The organism is Methanolobus sp., assembly GCF_016278365.1.
Classification (GTDB): Archaea; Halobacteriota; Methanosarcinia; order Methanosarcinales; family Methanosarcinaceae; genus Methanolobus.
Genome location: NZ_JADQBZ010000007.1, coordinates 214,879 through 229,706 on the forward strand (window position 1 = coordinate 214,879; position 14,828 = coordinate 229,706).

Genomic DNA, 14,828 nt, shown 5'->3' on the forward strand with positions numbered 1-14,828 from the left:
GAAATGAAAAGATCGATGTATGGACGATACGGAGGACAGTTCGTCCCTGAAGTGCTGATGCCGGCACTTGCTGAGCTGGAAGAGGCTTATGATACATACAAGGAAGATCCCTGTTTCCTTGAAGAGCTTGCCTATTACATGAAGGAGTTTGCCGGAAGGGAGACTCCGCTATACTTTGCCAGGAACCTCAGTAAGAAATACGGAACCAGGATATACTTGAAGAGGGAGGACCTTGTGCACGGAGGAGCGCATAAACTTAATAATACTATCGGGCAGGCCCTCCTGGCAAAATACATGGGCAAAAAGCGCCTGATCGCAGAGACGGGAGCGGGGCAGCATGGAACTGCAACTGCCATGGTGGGAGCAAACATGGGTTTTGAGACGGAAGTCTACATGGGAGCAAAAGATGTGCAGAGACAGCATATGAATGTTTACCGCATGCAACTTATGGGAACTACCGTGCACTCTGTGCAGTCCGGCTCAAAGACACTCAAGGATGCAATCAACGAGGCACTGCGTGACTGGGTGACCAATGTAGAGAATACTCACTATCTTATAGGTTCGGTTGTGGGACCCCATCCATATCCGATGATCGTCCGGGATTTCCAGAGCGTAATAGGTGACGAGGTCAAAAGGCAGATAATGGAAAAAGAGGGACGTTACCCTGATTCCATAGTTGCATGTGCAGGCGGTGGAAGCAATGCCATGGGTATATTCCACCCGTTCATTGATGACAGGGAAGTCCGGTTGTTTCCTGTAGAAGCAGGAGGATGCGGTCTGAAGAGTACAGCAAAGGAAGCGCTGCATTCTGCATCACTGTGTATTGGAGAGGACGGGATATTGCAAGGTGCACATACCCGGGTATTACAGGACAGGTACGGCCAGATACTTGAATCAAGTTCTGTTTCAGCAGGGCTGGACTACTCAGGAGTCGGGCCAGAGCTTGCCCACCTTGCTGATACTGGAAGGATAAATCCATGCAATGTTAACGATGAGGAAGCGCTGGAAGCGTTCTACGAGCTGAGCAGGACCGAAGGGATCATACCTGCACTCGAATCGTCACATGCCATAGCCTATGTGATGAAAATGGCGCAGAGCGGGGAGTTGGGTGACCTTGTGGTGGTCAATCTATCCGGAAGAGGGGACAAGGACCTTGAAACGGTTTTTAGTTTAAGGGAGATGAAGGACAGGGAGGTTTGCCTATGAGAATCCAGGATAAGTTTGCACAACTTAATAAAATGAACGAGAAAGCACTTATAGCATATGTATGTGCAGGTGACCCGAATGCGGAAGCTACGAAGGAGATCGTAGGTGCCCTTGTACGAGGAGGGGCAGATATCGTTGAACTTGGCCTGCCTTTTTCAGACCCTGTTGCTGACGGCCCCACCATACAGGCTGCTTCCCACCGCGCCCTGGATGAGGGAATGAACCCCGACAGGTATTTCGAGCTCATTGCATCGATCGATGCAGGTGTACCGCTGGTATGCATGACCTATTACAACCTCATCTACAAGAGGGGACTGGAGAAATTTGCCAGTGATTGTGCCAGGTCCGGGATATCAGGCATTATAGTGCCGGACCTGCCTGCAGAAGAGTCAGATGATCTTCACACAGCCTGTCGGGAGCATGGCGTTGACCTCATATTTCTGGTCACACCCGTTACCAATAAAGCAAGGATGGAAAAGATACTTGGTAAAACATCCGGGTTCGTATACATTGTTTCCCGGCTGGGTGTTACAGGAACACGGGCAGATGTCTCGCACTCTACAAAAGAGATACTTTCCAGGGTACATACGGATGTGCCAAAGGCTGTAGGCTTTGGGATATCTGACCGGGAACAGGCCTGTGAAGTAATAGCAGCTGGTGCAGATGCTGTGATAGTAGGCTCTGCTTTTGTGAACATCATCGCTTCGGGAGAGAATGTGAACGAAAGGGTCGAAACGCTGACAAGGGAACTCAAGCAGGCATGCAGAAGCGGAAACTAAAAAAGAATACCAGAAGAATATCCAAAGACTGAATGAGGGCGTAGTGCCCTTCATTCAGCGAATAGCTGATCCACGAACCATTGCGGATCGAATTTCTGAAGATCGTCGTAACCCTGACCCATTCCCAGGAACAGTATGGGCTTGCCTGTGATGTAGGCAATCGAAATGGCTGCCCCGCCTTTTGCGTCAGCATCCGTCTTGGTAAGTATGGAACCGCTAAGAGGCACTGCATCATTGAATTGCGAAGCCCTCTCAACAGCATCATTGCCTGCCACAGCCTCGTCAACGAAGATAAGCAGGTCCGGCGAACTGACACGACATACTTTTTTGAGCTGTGCCATAAGATTAATGTTAGTGTGCATGCGTCCGGCAGTATCGGAAAGCACAACGTCGACCTTATTTGCCTTAGCATGCTGAAGTGCATCATAGACAACCGCGGCCGGGTCACCCTGTTCCTGATGCTTGATGACCTTTACGCCCAGGTTCTTTCCATGGATGGCTATCTGGTCAATAGCTCCTGCCCTGAAAGTATCGCCTGCAGCTATAACTACGGAATAACCCTGATCGGTGAGACGCTTTGCAAGTTTTGCGATCGAGGTTGTCTTTCCCGTACCGTTAATTCCTACAAAGACTATATGTACCGGCTTTTTAGCATCCCGGATATAGTCATCGAAATCAAAGACATTGGCACTCATCACGTCATAAATAGCTTTCTTGAGGGCGATCTCAACAATCTCACCAGTATCCTTTCCGATACGGCGACGTGTGCCCACGAGCTGTCCTTTGACAGAATCAACAATAGCTTCAGAGACCGACAGCGCAATATCGCTTTCAAGGAGCGCCATCTGAAGATCCCATAAGGGTTCTTCCAGGTCATCCTCTTCAAGGATGAACTCTCTCTCCATAACAAAAGCTTTTGCTTTCTGGGCAAAACCAATCTTTTTTGCCCTCTCTTTCTCAGCCCCGGCCTTTTCCTGGTCAGTCTGAACCTTGACTTGTTCAGGGGCTGATCCCTGCTTTGGTTCTTCCTTTGATTCCGGCTCTTTTTTTGATCCCGGCCAACCAAAAGAGAACTTTCTTTTTTCAGGTTCCTTCTTATCGGGCTCTTTCTTTTCGGGTTCTTCAGTGCCAGGTTCCTTCTCCTCTGATACTACCTGTTCAGTTTCAGTTCCAACAGCGAGAATTGAAGGAGTTTCCTCTGCATCCGGGGCGACATCAGAAGTGATTACTTCAGTAACATCAATTATTTCCACATCATCGTCAAGGTCCGCCTCCTCTTCAGGCTCAATGGGAATCCCGGACTCTACAACAACTGCTTTTTCGTCGATCTTATTACCGATCTTATCCTTGAAACTGCTAAGTTTCGACTTGAGCTTATTGAACACTTACTTCAACCCGCAAATAAATAAAAAAAGGAATTATCTTGGAACCTGCGCCTGTCCCTGAGCTTGCTGATGTTTAGCAATGAATGCTTCGATAGCCTGCATCTGCTGGCTTATCTTGGACAGTGAAGCAGACATGTTCTCAAAGGCTTTTTCAAGCCTTTCTTTGCGGTGCGCCATAATCTCTTTTGCGTCACTGAGCGGGCGCTCAACGCTTATGCCTGCACCAAGATCAATTACTATATTATCAACACGCGCGATGTTCGCATATACAAATGAACCGGAACCTATCGGGAACATCATTTCCGTACCTTCTTTGACGTTAAAGAGCTCTTCGATGGTGCTCAGGGCTTTAGTGCAATCTTCAGCAGACATTTTTACCATAGTCATCTGCTGTTGCAGGAGCTCTGCACGTTTCTGGAACTCACGGTGCTGCATTACGAGTGCCCGGGGATCCTGTTCATTCACACCGGACATGGCTTACGCCTCTGTTATGCTCTCAATCTTGATGTAGTTTCTTTTGATTCCGTGTTTGCTTCCGAATAAGGAGTAAACCTTATCGAGGGCGTTCTTCTCATTATGGCTTTCGACCATCTTTGCGAATCTTTCCCATGCAACACCTGCTTTGAAACTACCTTTGACCTGGAAATTCTTCATATGAAATCACCTTTAATAATCCATGTATAGAATAATCTGTTTAGATACCCAGTGCATCCTCTATTCTTCCGAGCTCATGGCCGGAGGTCTGAGACCCTGCAACATAGCCCTTGGAATTTGCAATAAGGCCGGAGCCTACCATCTGAGTGCCGAAGTTACTGGTGCCGATATCTACAGGAAGCCCGAAAAGCTCCTCAAGCACTCCCAGTTCTTCTGCGCTGGCCCTTGGATGTACGAGCAAGCCCTTGTTGGTCGCAACGCCTGCCATTCCAACGGTTCTGATGCCACCGATGGTGCCTCTGCGGACATCTACCTTCAGGGTTTCTGCGATTATCCCTACTGCCCTGTCGGTCATTTCGGGATGGACCAGTGCCGCCGTATCATTGGCAAGCACAATATTACCTATTGCATTCAGTTTACTGGGTACGTAATGAACCGGGACTCCAATCTCATCAGAGCCTTTTACGGTAGCGTGGCTCGCAACAAGAAGGCCATTAGAATTACCTCTGCACAGGGAACCTACCACAATACTACCATTGATAAGTGTCTGAAAAGTGCGGACACCCAGGATATCCTCAAGTACAGCGCATATGTCCGCCCTTGTACCCGAAGGTACGAGTGCGATATCCTCGGTGCAGGTTGAAAAAGCCCCTATTATGGGGCTTTCATCGATGCTCAATGTACGTATCATTATCTACCGTATATGTTGTGGATGAGACGGGCCTTACATTTATGCAAGTTCTGCCTGAACCTCTCCGTCCTCGAATTTTGCCGCTCTTACACGGATAGACAGAGGTGGTTTCTCAGTACCGCGTTCCCATATCTTCTCATTGATGGTCTTGTCAAGTTTTACCATTTCAGGTTCTACCTTCATGTGTTTTGTAAGGTACAACCTAATGGCTATCATAGCCTTGCTGGCCCTCTTCCATCTTGGTACTTTTTTAATAGAGCGGAGAGGGATAGTATAGATCTGTTCTTTTACTGCGTCATCTACCATGGTCATCACCTACTTACTTCACATCAAGACTGTTTCTTCTCCAGTTTCTTCTCTTGGGGTGGCCCACGACCTTCCTGTTGGTCTTGATTATAGCCCACACGGGAACCCTGTGGTTCTGCCTGTGTGCCTTTGCCAGCCTCATTTTCTGTCCTTTGGTTTTATGGCTCACTTGTCTCACCTTATGAATTGTATTATAATATGAAATACCGATAGAGTTTCAATCTATAACATGATTATTGTATAAATCTTTAATCACATATACAGACAGTTTGAAGCTCTTTGCCTGATACCCTTTTTCGTTCAATTACATGCGATTGGATATGCGAGGGGAACAGTTCATTAATTCTCTGTTCACCAGCCCTTATCCGGATAAGTTCCCTGAGTTCGGTTTCGTAATCAGCCTTGATCACACTTTCACTCAGGCCTTCCTCGATCACAAGATGCTCTTTTACCAGCTCATTGACCACAACACGCCCGAAGCCTTTCAGAGGGGATATATAGCTGACCCCGTACTTGTCCTCGATGCTCCTTATCTGGGAGATCTCCGGCACCGGTACGCGATCATCACGCCTTATTCCATCAGCAATGAACCTGACATCCGAATCATTCGCCAGACTTTTGATCGCTGCCAGATGGATGTGATCTATTGCCCTCTTTGGGTATCCGTCCTGAATAAGCAGTTCATACGCTTGTTCAAGCACCTGCGATTCAAGTTGGACGACCCTGTGTGAAAATCCCAGTTTATCCGCAGCCTCCCTGGCAACATCCCCTACGGGAAGCACCGAGAAACTGCAGGTAACAAGTTCAACCTCAAAGAACCGCTCCAGCAGGATAGCTGCAAGGGAACTGTCTTTTCCTCCGCTGAACAGCACTGAGACCTGCATCAAGATCTGCTCACATGCGTTTTATTGTTGGTTCGCGCTTTGGGGGCTGTAACTGGACCAATAGCTGTTTGAGTTTCTCATCATCTATCTTTGACTGGATCCGGCCATTCTGTGCAAGCGTTATCAACTGGGACTCTAGTTGCTCTACCATCTCTTTACGCGACATCTTTAATGTCGTCATGCGCTCGCGCGCCTCAGGCGTAAGGATCTGGCGAAGCAGTGCCTGTTTCTTCGCATCCATTTCAGCACGTGCCTGCTCCTGCTGCATTGCCGCCTGCATATCGCCTGGGGCCATTTGCTGCTGAGCAGCCTGCTGCTGCTGAAGTTGTTCAAGCCTTTTCCGTCTTATGTTTTCAAGATCATCCGCCATGGAATTCACCTCCGGTATAAAGAGATGTTAGCATTATATCCTTATAGCATTATTGAACAGGTATTCAGGCTCAATATTTTGCAAGGCCCGGGATCTTCTCCACGAGTTCCTTTTTAACCTCGTATGCGGAATTGTCCAGAAGGGACTGTCCCGGCGGGGCTACCACACGGCCGCTCTTGAGGGAGCGCACAAGACCTGCTGCTTCAAGCTGCTGCAGGGCTTCTCTTGCGATAGAGCCACTGCCCTTTACCTTATGGTTGGGGCTTACACCCATGTTCTTGTTGCCACCATACACAGAGCGCAGTCTTTCCACACCTATGGGACCCTGGGTATATACAGTTCTCAGGACCGCAGCACAGCGGGTGTACCACCATTCTTTGTCAGTCGGAGGTAACTCCTTGTGTGAGCCGGTCTTTACGTATGCGGCCCACTCAGGCGGGTTAACCTTGTCATTCTCTTTAAGCTTCTCTGCTACCTTACCGATCAACTCGGCTGCAGGAACATCATATGCAGTTGTCATTAATATTCTCCTTATTTTTGATAAATATCTATTTCGGACTCAAGGAAATAGATTCTTTCGTTCGTGCTGGAGTTTGTTGTGTAAACTATTGAGTAGTATATACCCTTTTCGGCAGATATTCAGGTATCAGGCCAATTATCAGGCCCAATATGAATAACTATCTGCTGAGAACCGCCCTATTTCCGGAAGGTCTGTTCCCTGCCCGGCCCTACAGAAATGTATGTGATTGGCACACCCATCTTCCTTTCAAGATAAAGAACGTAATTCTGTGCAGCCTCGGGAAGGTCGCCAAAGCTTTTGACCCCGGTCAGGTCGCTTTCCCATCCTGGAAGATTCTCATAGACCGGCCTGCATCTTGAAAGTTCAGCGGTCCCCTCAGGCGGATAATCAACGATCAGGCTGTCAAGTTCATAGGACACGCACACCCTTACCTCATCAAGTCCTGAGAGGACGTCCAGTTTTGTGAGTGCCAGGGAAGTGTACCCGTTGAGATAGATAGCCTTTCTGAGCAAAGGAAGATCGAACCACCCACAGCGCCTCTCCCTCCCGGTAGTAGTGCCGAATTCTTTGCCCACCTGCTGGATCTGCCTGCCTGTCTCATCGGTAAGTTCAGTTGGCAGAGGGCCCTCCCCTACACGTGTGATATATGCCTTCACAATGCCAAGCACCTCATCTACTTTAGTAGGGCCAACACCCAGGTTAGCACAGGCGGAACCTGCCACAGTGCTGGAAGAAGTAACGAACTTCTGTGTGCCATGGATAACATCCAGATGAGTACCCTGGGCACCCTCCGCAAGCACATTTTTGCCATCTTCAATAGCCTTGTTGACCTCATAGGAGACATCTGTCACATAAGGAGCCAGGCGGCGTCCCAGTTCCAGATACTTATCCATAAGATCCTTTCTGGTCACAATAGAAGGGTCACCCTCAAGTTCCTTTATAGCCGCCTCTTTTGACGGAGCGAGTTCAAGCAACCTGAGCCTGAGCCTTTCAGGGTCTACAAGGTCAGCCATACGAACCTCATCCCTGGCAACTTTGTCAATATAAGCAAAACCAATGCCTCGTTTGGTCGTACCGATCTTCTCGGTCCTTTTGGACTCCCGCAGGCCATCCAGTTCAACATGATATGGCATAATAATGCTGGTTTTGGCATCCACACCTAGTTTTTCAGGAGTCAGCACAATGCCGCCCTGTGCCAGCATGTCCATTTCCTGTGCAAGAACCTCCGGGTTCAGTACAGTACCCGGACCTATCAGCACTCTGGAATCCAGCAGGAAACCGGAAGGTATAAGATGGAGTTTGTATACGTCCGTTCCTACCTTCACCGTGTGCCCTGCATTGTCCCCACCCTGGAAACGGACAACCACATCATAATCCTCTGACATAAGGTCAACTATCTTTCCTTTACCTTCGTCGCCAAACTGCGCACCTGTGATGATCGTGAACATGGATGCAGGATTATGCCTGTTGGCTTAATAAAGTTTTGATTGCTGCTTATAAGTCTTCGTCAAAGACCACCATGCGCATGCCTTCATCAAAATTGGCTGAACTACCTGCCTTATAGCACCTCAGGGTCTTCGCTATCCTCATATCGATAAGAGTGTCAACGAGCTTCTCAGCCAGGCTCAGGGTTACATTGAATTCAGACTGGAGCATATACACAGCATCAGGTCTTTTAATAGAAAAGTTACAGAAGGCCGACCTTTTATCAGATGAGCAGGTAGGATAGCCCTCGCATTTGACTACCCTTGAGCTATTTTTGAAATGAATAGCGAGCCCCTGCCATGAATGGACATTATGCATGCCTTTTATCCCATATATGTTGGATTTGGTGCGTTCTTTGGAGCGGATCATAATAAAAAGTAGGTTCTTTTTTTATAATTATCTTTTGTATATAACCCAATACCCAAATCATACAAAGAAGTTATAGAACACACTGAAAGGCTTCGAATAGAGAGGGTACAGGTAATAGATGGCGCCTCCTGATATGTCATCCAACATCAGGTGCGATATAAATCCTGCACCTGCGAATATTCCTACGGATAAAACTTTTGTCCTGTCACGGTAAATAAAATAGCCGACTGTCAGGGCGCTGATAAAGAAAACGATGCCAAAGAACAAGGAATGTGTGGGCACCGGCCCTATTGTCACATGTTTAAGGTTGCCGTGCAGTATGTAATTCCACAGGGCCGGCACATCCGGAAAGAGAGAACCAAGACCTCCGGCTATAAGCAGCACACCCAAATGCCCTGCATCATTCAGACGCAACTTGTCTTTGAAAGCCATTGCTGTCATGCAAAGCACACCTGCCAGCAGAACGCAGAACATGAAAAAGAGCAAATGGCCTGGAGGATATGGCATTGTCACCTCTCGCCATTGTTTCCTGGTTCTTTCTCAGATTCTCTCTTGATATCATTCATGCTGCAGGCTCCGGTCATAGCAATACAAGAGGCAGCACCACAAACAGTACTACATTAGCAACACCATGAGCTGTAGCAACCAGTGGCAGGCTGCGAGTCCTCTGGAACATATAACCAAGTATGATTCCCACAGCAAAAATATAGGTCATCTCTATGACCTCACCTGAGATAGAATGCATTACCCCAAAAAGCAGGCTCGCTGCAAGCAATCCGGGCGCCATTCCGAACAGGCCTTCAAGTTTTACCTGTATCAGGGACCTGAATATCAGCTCCTCCATCAGCCCTACATAAAAGAATACAATGCTGGCAAATATCAGAATAAAGAGCTCCGACAGACCCGGTATGACATAACCTGAGCCTACTATAAAGTATTCTCCGGTCCCAAGAATAACACCAGCAATGATAGCCAGGGGAATGTAAAAGACAATATGTTTATAGGAGACTCCAAGCTGAACATCGGTCAGGCCCTGATGTCTTATCAGCAAATAGACAGGCACCAATAACGGAACATACACTGCTATGAACATCAATAGTGACGCTTCTGATACCGGCATGGAAACATTGATCAGCCTTAGAAGGGGCAGAAGCATCAGTGCCTGAAGTGCGTGTATTCCCTGACGGTTCCTTATAACCACTACCAGAAAGGGCATGCTGATCAGTATCAGGAAATGAAGTGACATACCCCCATTGATGTTGCCTGCAAATAGAAGTAATTCCGCAAAGACAATGGCCATAAACAATATGGCGACTGTTCTTCCGGGAGACATCGATCGAATAACGAACCATTTGTAAAAACTGCTTTGATGATAGCGCTCTTCATCTGAAGAATGTTGAACTCTTTCCCATTTCAGATTGTGCTGCTTTTTATGAAATGCATCACTATGATATGTATCTTCCTCACACTCCACTTTAACTCCCCGCTACTTGAATTACCCGTGTTCAGTTTTCGTTTACATCTATCCAAAGGTATAGTTCCCTATAGGGTTCTGAAAGGTCTGCATCTTTGTAAAGCAGGAATTGCAGCTTCATGTCGTTGCCAGATATTTCAGGTGTAAAGGACAATGTCCTCTCCCAACGTTCATTGTTCTCAATACGTATATTTTCCTCTTCAGTCTGCAGGGGAAGAGGATTCCCATCAAGCAGGACAGCCAGCCGGTAGTCGACTGTCTCTTCTTCCTGGTTCATCACACCCACTATTACTTCACCGCTGTCGCCACGATTTAAGCTTACCGGATACCTATCTGACATACCATCAGGCCCCAGTATATAAAACTCAGTGAAACCCTCACCCTGCCGTGGATTTATGGTGACGTATGCGACCGTGATTGCAGACATAAATACAGATATTAACAGTAGCAATGCCAATGCAGTTTCCAGGCGGGAGCGCTTCCCTTCCGGAGAAGAACTCCCCGATAACCTGAAAAATGATCCGGGAATAGAGAAAGCATCCCCTTGCGGCAGCCTGCGGCGGCGAAAGAACGCAACTGCACACATTACCAAGGTTACAATAGAAATTGATATTACCAGAGAATCAGTGTTCATGCCCCATGAAGTGTAGAGAAGACCATATCCAATGAAAGGCACAAGTGCAACGCTCAGTCCTATACTGAATGCAATCCTTTCAGCACCTGAAATTTCATCCTTCCGGGGGAAAAGGGCAGCTGTCATAGCATATCCCGGCAGGAACAATACGATAAGGATCGCGGGCAAAATGCGCAACTCCGTTGTATTGATGAAAGGATTGAATACAAGCATATTCGTAAGCAGTACACCTGCAACTATGCCCAGAATATCCCAAGGTACCCTACTTTTGACCATAATTTGACACCACTCAATAAGGCATAGGTATGAAGACTTATAAAAATGTTTCAACCCGGAATAAGAAACACTCTGAAACTTACCGGGTCAAGCCAGTATTACATACAAAATGTCCGGATTTTACTAAGCTATTTAAAGCAACTATGTCAGATATTTTCTGACAGCAAATGTTAAGTCTTTTAACTGAATATTAGAAGAGGGATTTCAAGTTAAGGGTTGAGTGTAAACAATAGGTTGAGTGTGTAATATGCCAATAGTTCTTACCCATCCAAGCGTACTTATCGATCTGACCTCAATAGAGAATTTAAGTATGTATAATAATGTGGGATTATCAGAGTACAGCATTTTCGGGGTTGCTGCACTTGTAATACTTCTTGCATCCAAAAAGATGCTGAAGGAGTCGGACAGATGGGGCCAGGATATCAGCTCGGTTCTGGAGATGGGTATCATACCACTGATAATAGCATTTATTGCAATACTTGCTTTCAATATAATGCGATTTGTCGGGCAATAAATTGGCATCTTTCATTAAGTAATTAGAAAGGCACTGGTAAATCCTGTGTCAGGGATTGGATATCTAAAGTGGTACAAGCATGAGTAAATCTTATTTGTTAGAATCCGTAAAAACAAAGACTACATGGAATGTCGATAGTTTGTCCCTCAGTATGAGAGATCCATTGTTCAGGAACTCAGCTTTCCTTGTTCTTGGAAGGCTATTGAATGTGGGAGTGGGATTCTTTTTCTGGCTTATAGCTGCCAGGCTCTACCATACAGAAGAGGTTGGTGTTGCGACGGCCCTTATCTCCTCTGTCACATTGATAATGTTCATCGCAAGTTTTGGCTTTAACTTCTCACTGATACGCTTTATAAAGATAAGTGGCAAAGAGAGCGTGCTGAATACATCAATATGCATTACTACGACAGCTGCGGTTGTAGTAGGAATAGCATATCTGCTCATCCTAAAGGTGTTCTTTGAGAACAGCGCCCTTATACAGAACGCTTCTTACGGGCTCTTTTTCCTGCTTACTGTAGTGATGCATTCGATATATTTCATAACAGGCGAATCTTTCAAGGCTTTAAGGGATACAAAAGATTACTTTATGCAGAACACCGTCCTTTCTACCAGAGTGCTGCTACTGTTTCCTCTTGTGTTCCTGGGAAGTTTCGGCATATTCGGTGCAATAGGAGCGGCATATTTACTGGCGACCATATATAGCATATTTATCCTGAGCAGGCGGATCAAACTCAACTACAGGATAGACAGGGATTACTTAAAAAAATCATTCAGTTTCTCTTCCGGTAATTATATTTCAAACTTGTTGTACGAAAGTCCTTCATTATTAATGCCTCCTATAATACTAAGCATGATAGGAAAACAGGAGGCAGCTCTTTATTATATCGCTATGGCTGTGAGCAGTCTGATATGGATAGCGCCTATGTCCCTCAGTGCCTCACTATTTATTGAGGGCAGTTACGGAGAGAACCTGAAAAAGAATGTCCTCAAATCAGGAAAGGCAATACTTATTGTGCTTATACCCAGTATTTTTTTCATATATTACTTCGGTGGTTTCGTGTTAGAGATATTTGGCCAGGACTACGTTGAGGCCCTGCCACTTTTGCATGTATTGGTTCTGTCAAGCTTCTTTGTGGCTGTGCATGACCTGTTCATTCCCATTCTCAACATAAAGATGAGGATAAGCAGCCTGATAAAACTGAATTTTGTAAGATTTTGTCTGTTGTTAGGATTTTCCTACATCTTCCTTCGTGACTATGGGCTTATCGGATTCGGATATGCATGGACATTTACACACATCCTGCTTACAGTAATAACACTCTGGCTTTCCAGAAAAGAGGGATGGATTTAAATCATTTCGTGAAAATTTAGTGTGGGTTTAAGGTGGTTGGTAAATTGTGGAGTTTTATCAATAAATATGAAAATACGTATAGAGTTTTACTTATAGGAAGTTGTCTGGTTGCAATTGCTGGTGTGATATTACCGCTGGTATCCGGGCAGACCAATCTGGCTATGCTTGGCTCATACTTAGCCATTCCCATGATATTGGCCCCGATCTTATATGTCAGACAGAAGAACAATGCAGATAGTTTCAGTGAGATAGACAGCAAGTACTACAATCTCTTCCCTGCAGCCTTTTTCTTCTTCCTGGCAATATCCATCATATTGCTCTATACCAGCTACATAAGGCCATACACTTATTATGCAGTCATCACTGTCATGGCAACACTAATACTGTTCCAGATACTCTTCTTCCAGAGTAACAGAAGCAGGTCAATGTTAATACTCTTCCAGTCAAGCCTGTTACTACTTGATCTCATATGGGGAGTGAACCTGAATTACTTTTTCTCCATCGAAAGAACAGATTCGTTCTTTCACTCGTGGATGATCCAGATACTGGTGGAAGAAGGCGCCATTAATGAGTACTTTGATCTCTACAAGACATTTCCTCTATGGCACATATTATGTGCCTCTTTTTACAAGATAGCTGCCCTGGATATTTCGTTCTACAGGGCAATGTACTTTATAAACGGCATCATCTTTGCAGCCATTCCTCCAGGAATCTACATTCTTTCAAAGAGGCTGTTCAATGAAGAAAAAATAGCGCTTCTTGCTGCTCTTTTTGTATCATTCTACCCGGACGTGCTCAAATACGGAATAGCGGCACTTGCCAGGAGCCCCATATCACTTTTAGGCATGCTGCTCGTAGTTGCACTATTATACCACAGGAGTTTCGCTGCTACATTGGTTGCTGTCGCAATGACGATTTCCATCATTGTGTTCCATACTGTATCCATACCCTTTGTAATAGTTGTACTGGCAGTACTATACTTGCTCCAGAAAGTATATGGCACTCTGAATGAGCAAAAGATAGTCGATATTGATTACATGATGTTTGCCACTATCGCGATGTTAGCCTACTGGATGTATATTTCTCTGGACCTGTTTGCAACCCTTATAGGAAACATAATGGCGGCAGCTCCTGACGAGATTACAGCGACCGGGGTATTCCGGGCTCCACTGAATGAACTGTTCAACTACCTGCATTATTCACCGCTTCTGCTCTTTTTGCTCATAGGGTCACTGGAAGCCATGAAAAAAGATCATGTGTCGCAAACTGCAAAAATCATATGTCTGGCAGGATTACTGTTCACAGTTGTGTCCTTTCCAGGTCCTAGTTTACTCATTACGAAACTGGGTGGGAACTTCAATATTGACAGGTTTGGAGAATACGTGTTCTTTATAATTGTCATTGCTGTATCATTTGGTTTCTACACGCTTTATACCAGATCCAAAAAACCCCTCAAAAGTGTCCTGATAATACTGTTCATGGTCCTTGTATTTCTCTCTGTATCCAACGATTTTATCGCCTCGGACAATCCGCTTGTAAAACGCCCATTCTATACATTCTACCTGACAGAGGAAGAGATTAACGGATTTGATCATGCAGGCAATACAGCAAGAGGATTTGTGATGTCAGATTTTGTCACATACAGGTACATGGAAACTGCACATTACAGGGAGAACGGCCATATGCTGGAAGTGAACCCCCATGATTTGAATTTCCTGAGAAGTGGGCCCTCAGACCTTATATTGATACGAAAAGGAGAACTTGAAGAAAGGCCATTAAGGTTCCTTATCAGCGACCAGGGATTCATAAAATGGCCCAGTATGAGTTCTGCACTAGAATATTACTATTCCGATAACGAAGAACTATGGTCATCCCTGAATAGATATAGCAAGATATACGATTCCAGCAGTATTGACACTTACATATGATA

At 45.8% G+C, this 14,828-nt stretch carries 19 protein-coding genes; 5 read left to right on the forward strand and 14 right to left on the reverse strand.

Annotation, left to right across the window (positions count from 1 at the left end; translation table 11 throughout):
• Window positions 1-3: 3 nt before the first annotated feature.
• Window positions 4-1,206, forward strand: coding sequence for a tryptophan synthase subunit beta (gene trpB / locus QZZ22_RS08485; RefSeq protein WP_292464050.1), 1,203 nt, complete (start codon window positions 4-6; stop codon window positions 1,204-1,206).
• Entirely contained in the window at window positions 1,203-1,985 is a 783-nt protein-coding gene (gene trpA / locus QZZ22_RS08490) for a tryptophan synthase subunit alpha (RefSeq protein WP_292464052.1), read from the forward strand. The genes trpB and trpA overlap by 4 nt, the downstream gene beginning before the upstream one ends.
• A 50-nt stretch (window positions 1,986-2,035) precedes the next feature.
• Here trpA and ftsY read toward each other — a convergent pair whose 3' ends face one another.
• The 14 genes from ftsY to QZZ22_RS08560 form a co-directional block, all read right to left on the reverse strand.
• Window positions 2,036-3,370 carry a signal recognition particle-docking protein FtsY gene (ftsY, locus tag QZZ22_RS08495; RefSeq protein WP_292464054.1) on the reverse strand — a complete coding sequence of 445 codons (1,335 nt, stop codon included), beginning with the start codon at window positions 3,368-3,370 and terminating at the stop codon, window positions 2,036-2,038.
• Between the two features lie 33 nt (window positions 3,371-3,403).
• On the reverse strand, window positions 3,404-3,844 hold the full coding sequence (gene pfdA, locus QZZ22_RS08500; protein ID WP_292464056.1) for a prefoldin subunit alpha: 441 nt from the start codon (window positions 3,842-3,844) through the stop codon (window positions 3,404-3,406).
• 3 nt (window positions 3,845-3,847) lie between these two features.
• A complete protein-coding gene (gene rpl18a, locus QZZ22_RS08505) occupies window positions 3,848-4,024 on the reverse strand; it encodes a 50S ribosomal protein L18Ae (protein WP_292464058.1) in 177 nt (58 codons plus the stop codon).
• Between the two features lie 40 nt (window positions 4,025-4,064).
• Window positions 4,065-4,715, reverse strand: coding sequence for a translation initiation factor IF-6 (locus QZZ22_RS08510; RefSeq protein WP_292464060.1), 651 nt, complete (start codon window positions 4,713-4,715; stop codon window positions 4,065-4,067).
• Between the two features lie 39 nt (window positions 4,716-4,754).
• Window positions 4,755-5,021 (reverse strand): 50S ribosomal protein L31e, encoded by a 267-nt coding sequence (locus QZZ22_RS08515; protein WP_292464062.1) that lies wholly within the window; start codon window positions 5,019-5,021, stop codon window positions 4,755-4,757.
• 13 nt (window positions 5,022-5,034) lie between these two features.
• A complete protein-coding gene (locus tag QZZ22_RS08520) occupies window positions 5,035-5,190 on the reverse strand; it encodes a 50S ribosomal protein L39e (RefSeq protein ID WP_292464064.1) in 156 nt (51 codons plus the stop codon).
• 79 nt (window positions 5,191-5,269) lie between these two features.
• The gene (locus QZZ22_RS08525) at window positions 5,270-5,905 is read right to left on the reverse strand and encodes an asparagine synthase-related protein (RefSeq protein ID WP_292464105.1); all 636 of its coding nucleotides are present in this window, start codon (window positions 5,903-5,905) and stop codon (window positions 5,270-5,272) included.
• 10 nt (window positions 5,906-5,915) lie between these two features.
• Window positions 5,916-6,293 (reverse strand): DNA-binding protein, encoded by a 378-nt coding sequence (locus QZZ22_RS08530; protein ID WP_292464106.1) that lies wholly within the window; start codon window positions 6,291-6,293, stop codon window positions 5,916-5,918.
• A gap of 52 nt (window positions 6,294-6,345) precedes the next feature.
• Complete coding sequence (locus QZZ22_RS08535; RefSeq protein ID WP_292464066.1) at window positions 6,346-6,795, reverse strand: 30S ribosomal protein S19e; 450 nt, start codon at window positions 6,793-6,795, stop codon at window positions 6,346-6,348.
• 176 nt (window positions 6,796-6,971) lie between these two features.
• Window positions 6,972-8,243, reverse strand: coding sequence for an adenylosuccinate synthase (locus QZZ22_RS08540; protein WP_292464068.1), 1,272 nt, complete (start codon window positions 8,241-8,243; stop codon window positions 6,972-6,974).
• Between the two features lie 46 nt (window positions 8,244-8,289).
• Window positions 8,290-8,649 (reverse strand): hypothetical protein, encoded by a 360-nt coding sequence (locus QZZ22_RS08545; protein WP_292464070.1) that lies wholly within the window; start codon window positions 8,647-8,649, stop codon window positions 8,290-8,292.
• Between the two features lie 57 nt (window positions 8,650-8,706).
• Window positions 8,707-9,156, reverse strand: coding sequence for a metal-dependent hydrolase (locus tag QZZ22_RS08550; RefSeq protein WP_292464072.1), 450 nt, complete (start codon window positions 9,154-9,156; stop codon window positions 8,707-8,709).
• Between the two features lie 73 nt (window positions 9,157-9,229).
• On the reverse strand, window positions 9,230-10,123 hold the full coding sequence (locus QZZ22_RS08555; protein WP_292464074.1) for a CPBP family intramembrane glutamic endopeptidase: 894 nt from the start codon (window positions 10,121-10,123) through the stop codon (window positions 9,230-9,232).
• Between the two features lie 31 nt (window positions 10,124-10,154).
• Window positions 10,155-11,033 carry a DUF1616 domain-containing protein gene (locus tag QZZ22_RS08560; RefSeq protein ID WP_292464076.1) on the reverse strand — a complete coding sequence of 293 codons (879 nt, stop codon included), beginning with the start codon at window positions 11,031-11,033 and terminating at the stop codon, window positions 10,155-10,157.
• Between the two features lie 247 nt (window positions 11,034-11,280).
• Here QZZ22_RS08560 and QZZ22_RS08565 point away from each other — a divergent pair, with 247 nt between their 5' ends.
• The 3 genes from QZZ22_RS08565 to QZZ22_RS08575 all read left to right on the forward strand — a co-directional run bounded on the left by QZZ22_RS08565 (window position 11,281) and on the right by QZZ22_RS08575 (window position 14,826).
• A complete protein-coding gene (locus QZZ22_RS08565) occupies window positions 11,281-11,547 on the forward strand; it encodes a hypothetical protein (protein WP_292464078.1) in 267 nt (88 codons plus the stop codon).
• Window positions 11,548-11,626: 79 nt separating this feature from the next.
• The gene (locus QZZ22_RS08570) at window positions 11,627-12,898 is read left to right on the forward strand and encodes an oligosaccharide flippase family protein (RefSeq protein WP_292464080.1); all 1,272 of its coding nucleotides are present in this window, start codon (window positions 11,627-11,629) and stop codon (window positions 12,896-12,898) included.
• A gap of 122 nt (window positions 12,899-13,020) precedes the next feature.
• On the forward strand, window positions 13,021-14,826 hold the full coding sequence (locus tag QZZ22_RS08575) for a hypothetical protein (protein WP_292464082.1): 1,806 nt from the start codon (window positions 13,021-13,023) through the stop codon (window positions 14,824-14,826).
• Window positions 14,827-14,828: the final 2 nt, after the last annotated feature.

Coding starts and splice junctions, on each gene's coding strand:
- trpB (WP_292464050.1), top strand. CDS start 4: ATGAAAAGATCGATGTATGGACGATACGGAGGACAGTTCGTCCCTGAA.
- trpA (WP_292464052.1), top strand. CDS start 1,203: ATGAGAATCCAGGATAAGTTTGCACAACTTAATAAAATGAACGAGAAA.
- pfdA (WP_292464056.1), bottom strand. CDS start 3,844: ATGTCCGGTGTGAATGAACAGGATCCCCGGGCACTCGTAATGCAGCAC.
- rpl18a (WP_292464058.1), bottom strand. CDS start 4,024: ATGAAGAATTTCCAGGTCAAAGGTAGTTTCAAAGCAGGTGTTGCATGG.
- QZZ22_RS08510 (WP_292464060.1), bottom strand. CDS start 4,715: ATGATACGTACATTGAGCATCGATGAAAGCCCCATAATAGGGGCTTTT.
- QZZ22_RS08515 (WP_292464062.1), bottom strand. CDS start 5,021: ATGGTAGATGACGCAGTAAAAGAACAGATCTATACTATCCCTCTCCGC.
- QZZ22_RS08525 (WP_292464105.1), bottom strand. CDS start 5,905: ATGCAGGTCTCAGTGCTGTTCAGCGGAGGAAAAGACAGTTCCCTTGCA.
- QZZ22_RS08535 (WP_292464066.1), bottom strand. CDS start 6,795: ATGACAACTGCATATGATGTTCCTGCAGCCGAGTTGATCGGTAAGGTA.
- QZZ22_RS08540 (WP_292464068.1), bottom strand. CDS start 8,243: ATGTTCACGATCATCACAGGTGCGCAGTTTGGCGACGAAGGTAAAGGA.
- QZZ22_RS08545 (WP_292464070.1), bottom strand. CDS start 8,649: ATGATCCGCTCCAAAGAACGCACCAAATCCAACATATATGGGATAAAA.
- QZZ22_RS08550 (WP_292464072.1), bottom strand. CDS start 9,156: ATGCCATATCCTCCAGGCCATTTGCTCTTTTTCATGTTCTGCGTTCTG.
- QZZ22_RS08560 (WP_292464076.1), bottom strand. CDS start 11,033: ATGGTCAAAAGTAGGGTACCTTGGGATATTCTGGGCATAGTTGCAGGT.
- QZZ22_RS08565 (WP_292464078.1), top strand. CDS start 11,281: ATGCCAATAGTTCTTACCCATCCAAGCGTACTTATCGATCTGACCTCA.
- QZZ22_RS08570 (WP_292464080.1), top strand. CDS start 11,627: ATGAGTAAATCTTATTTGTTAGAATCCGTAAAAACAAAGACTACATGG.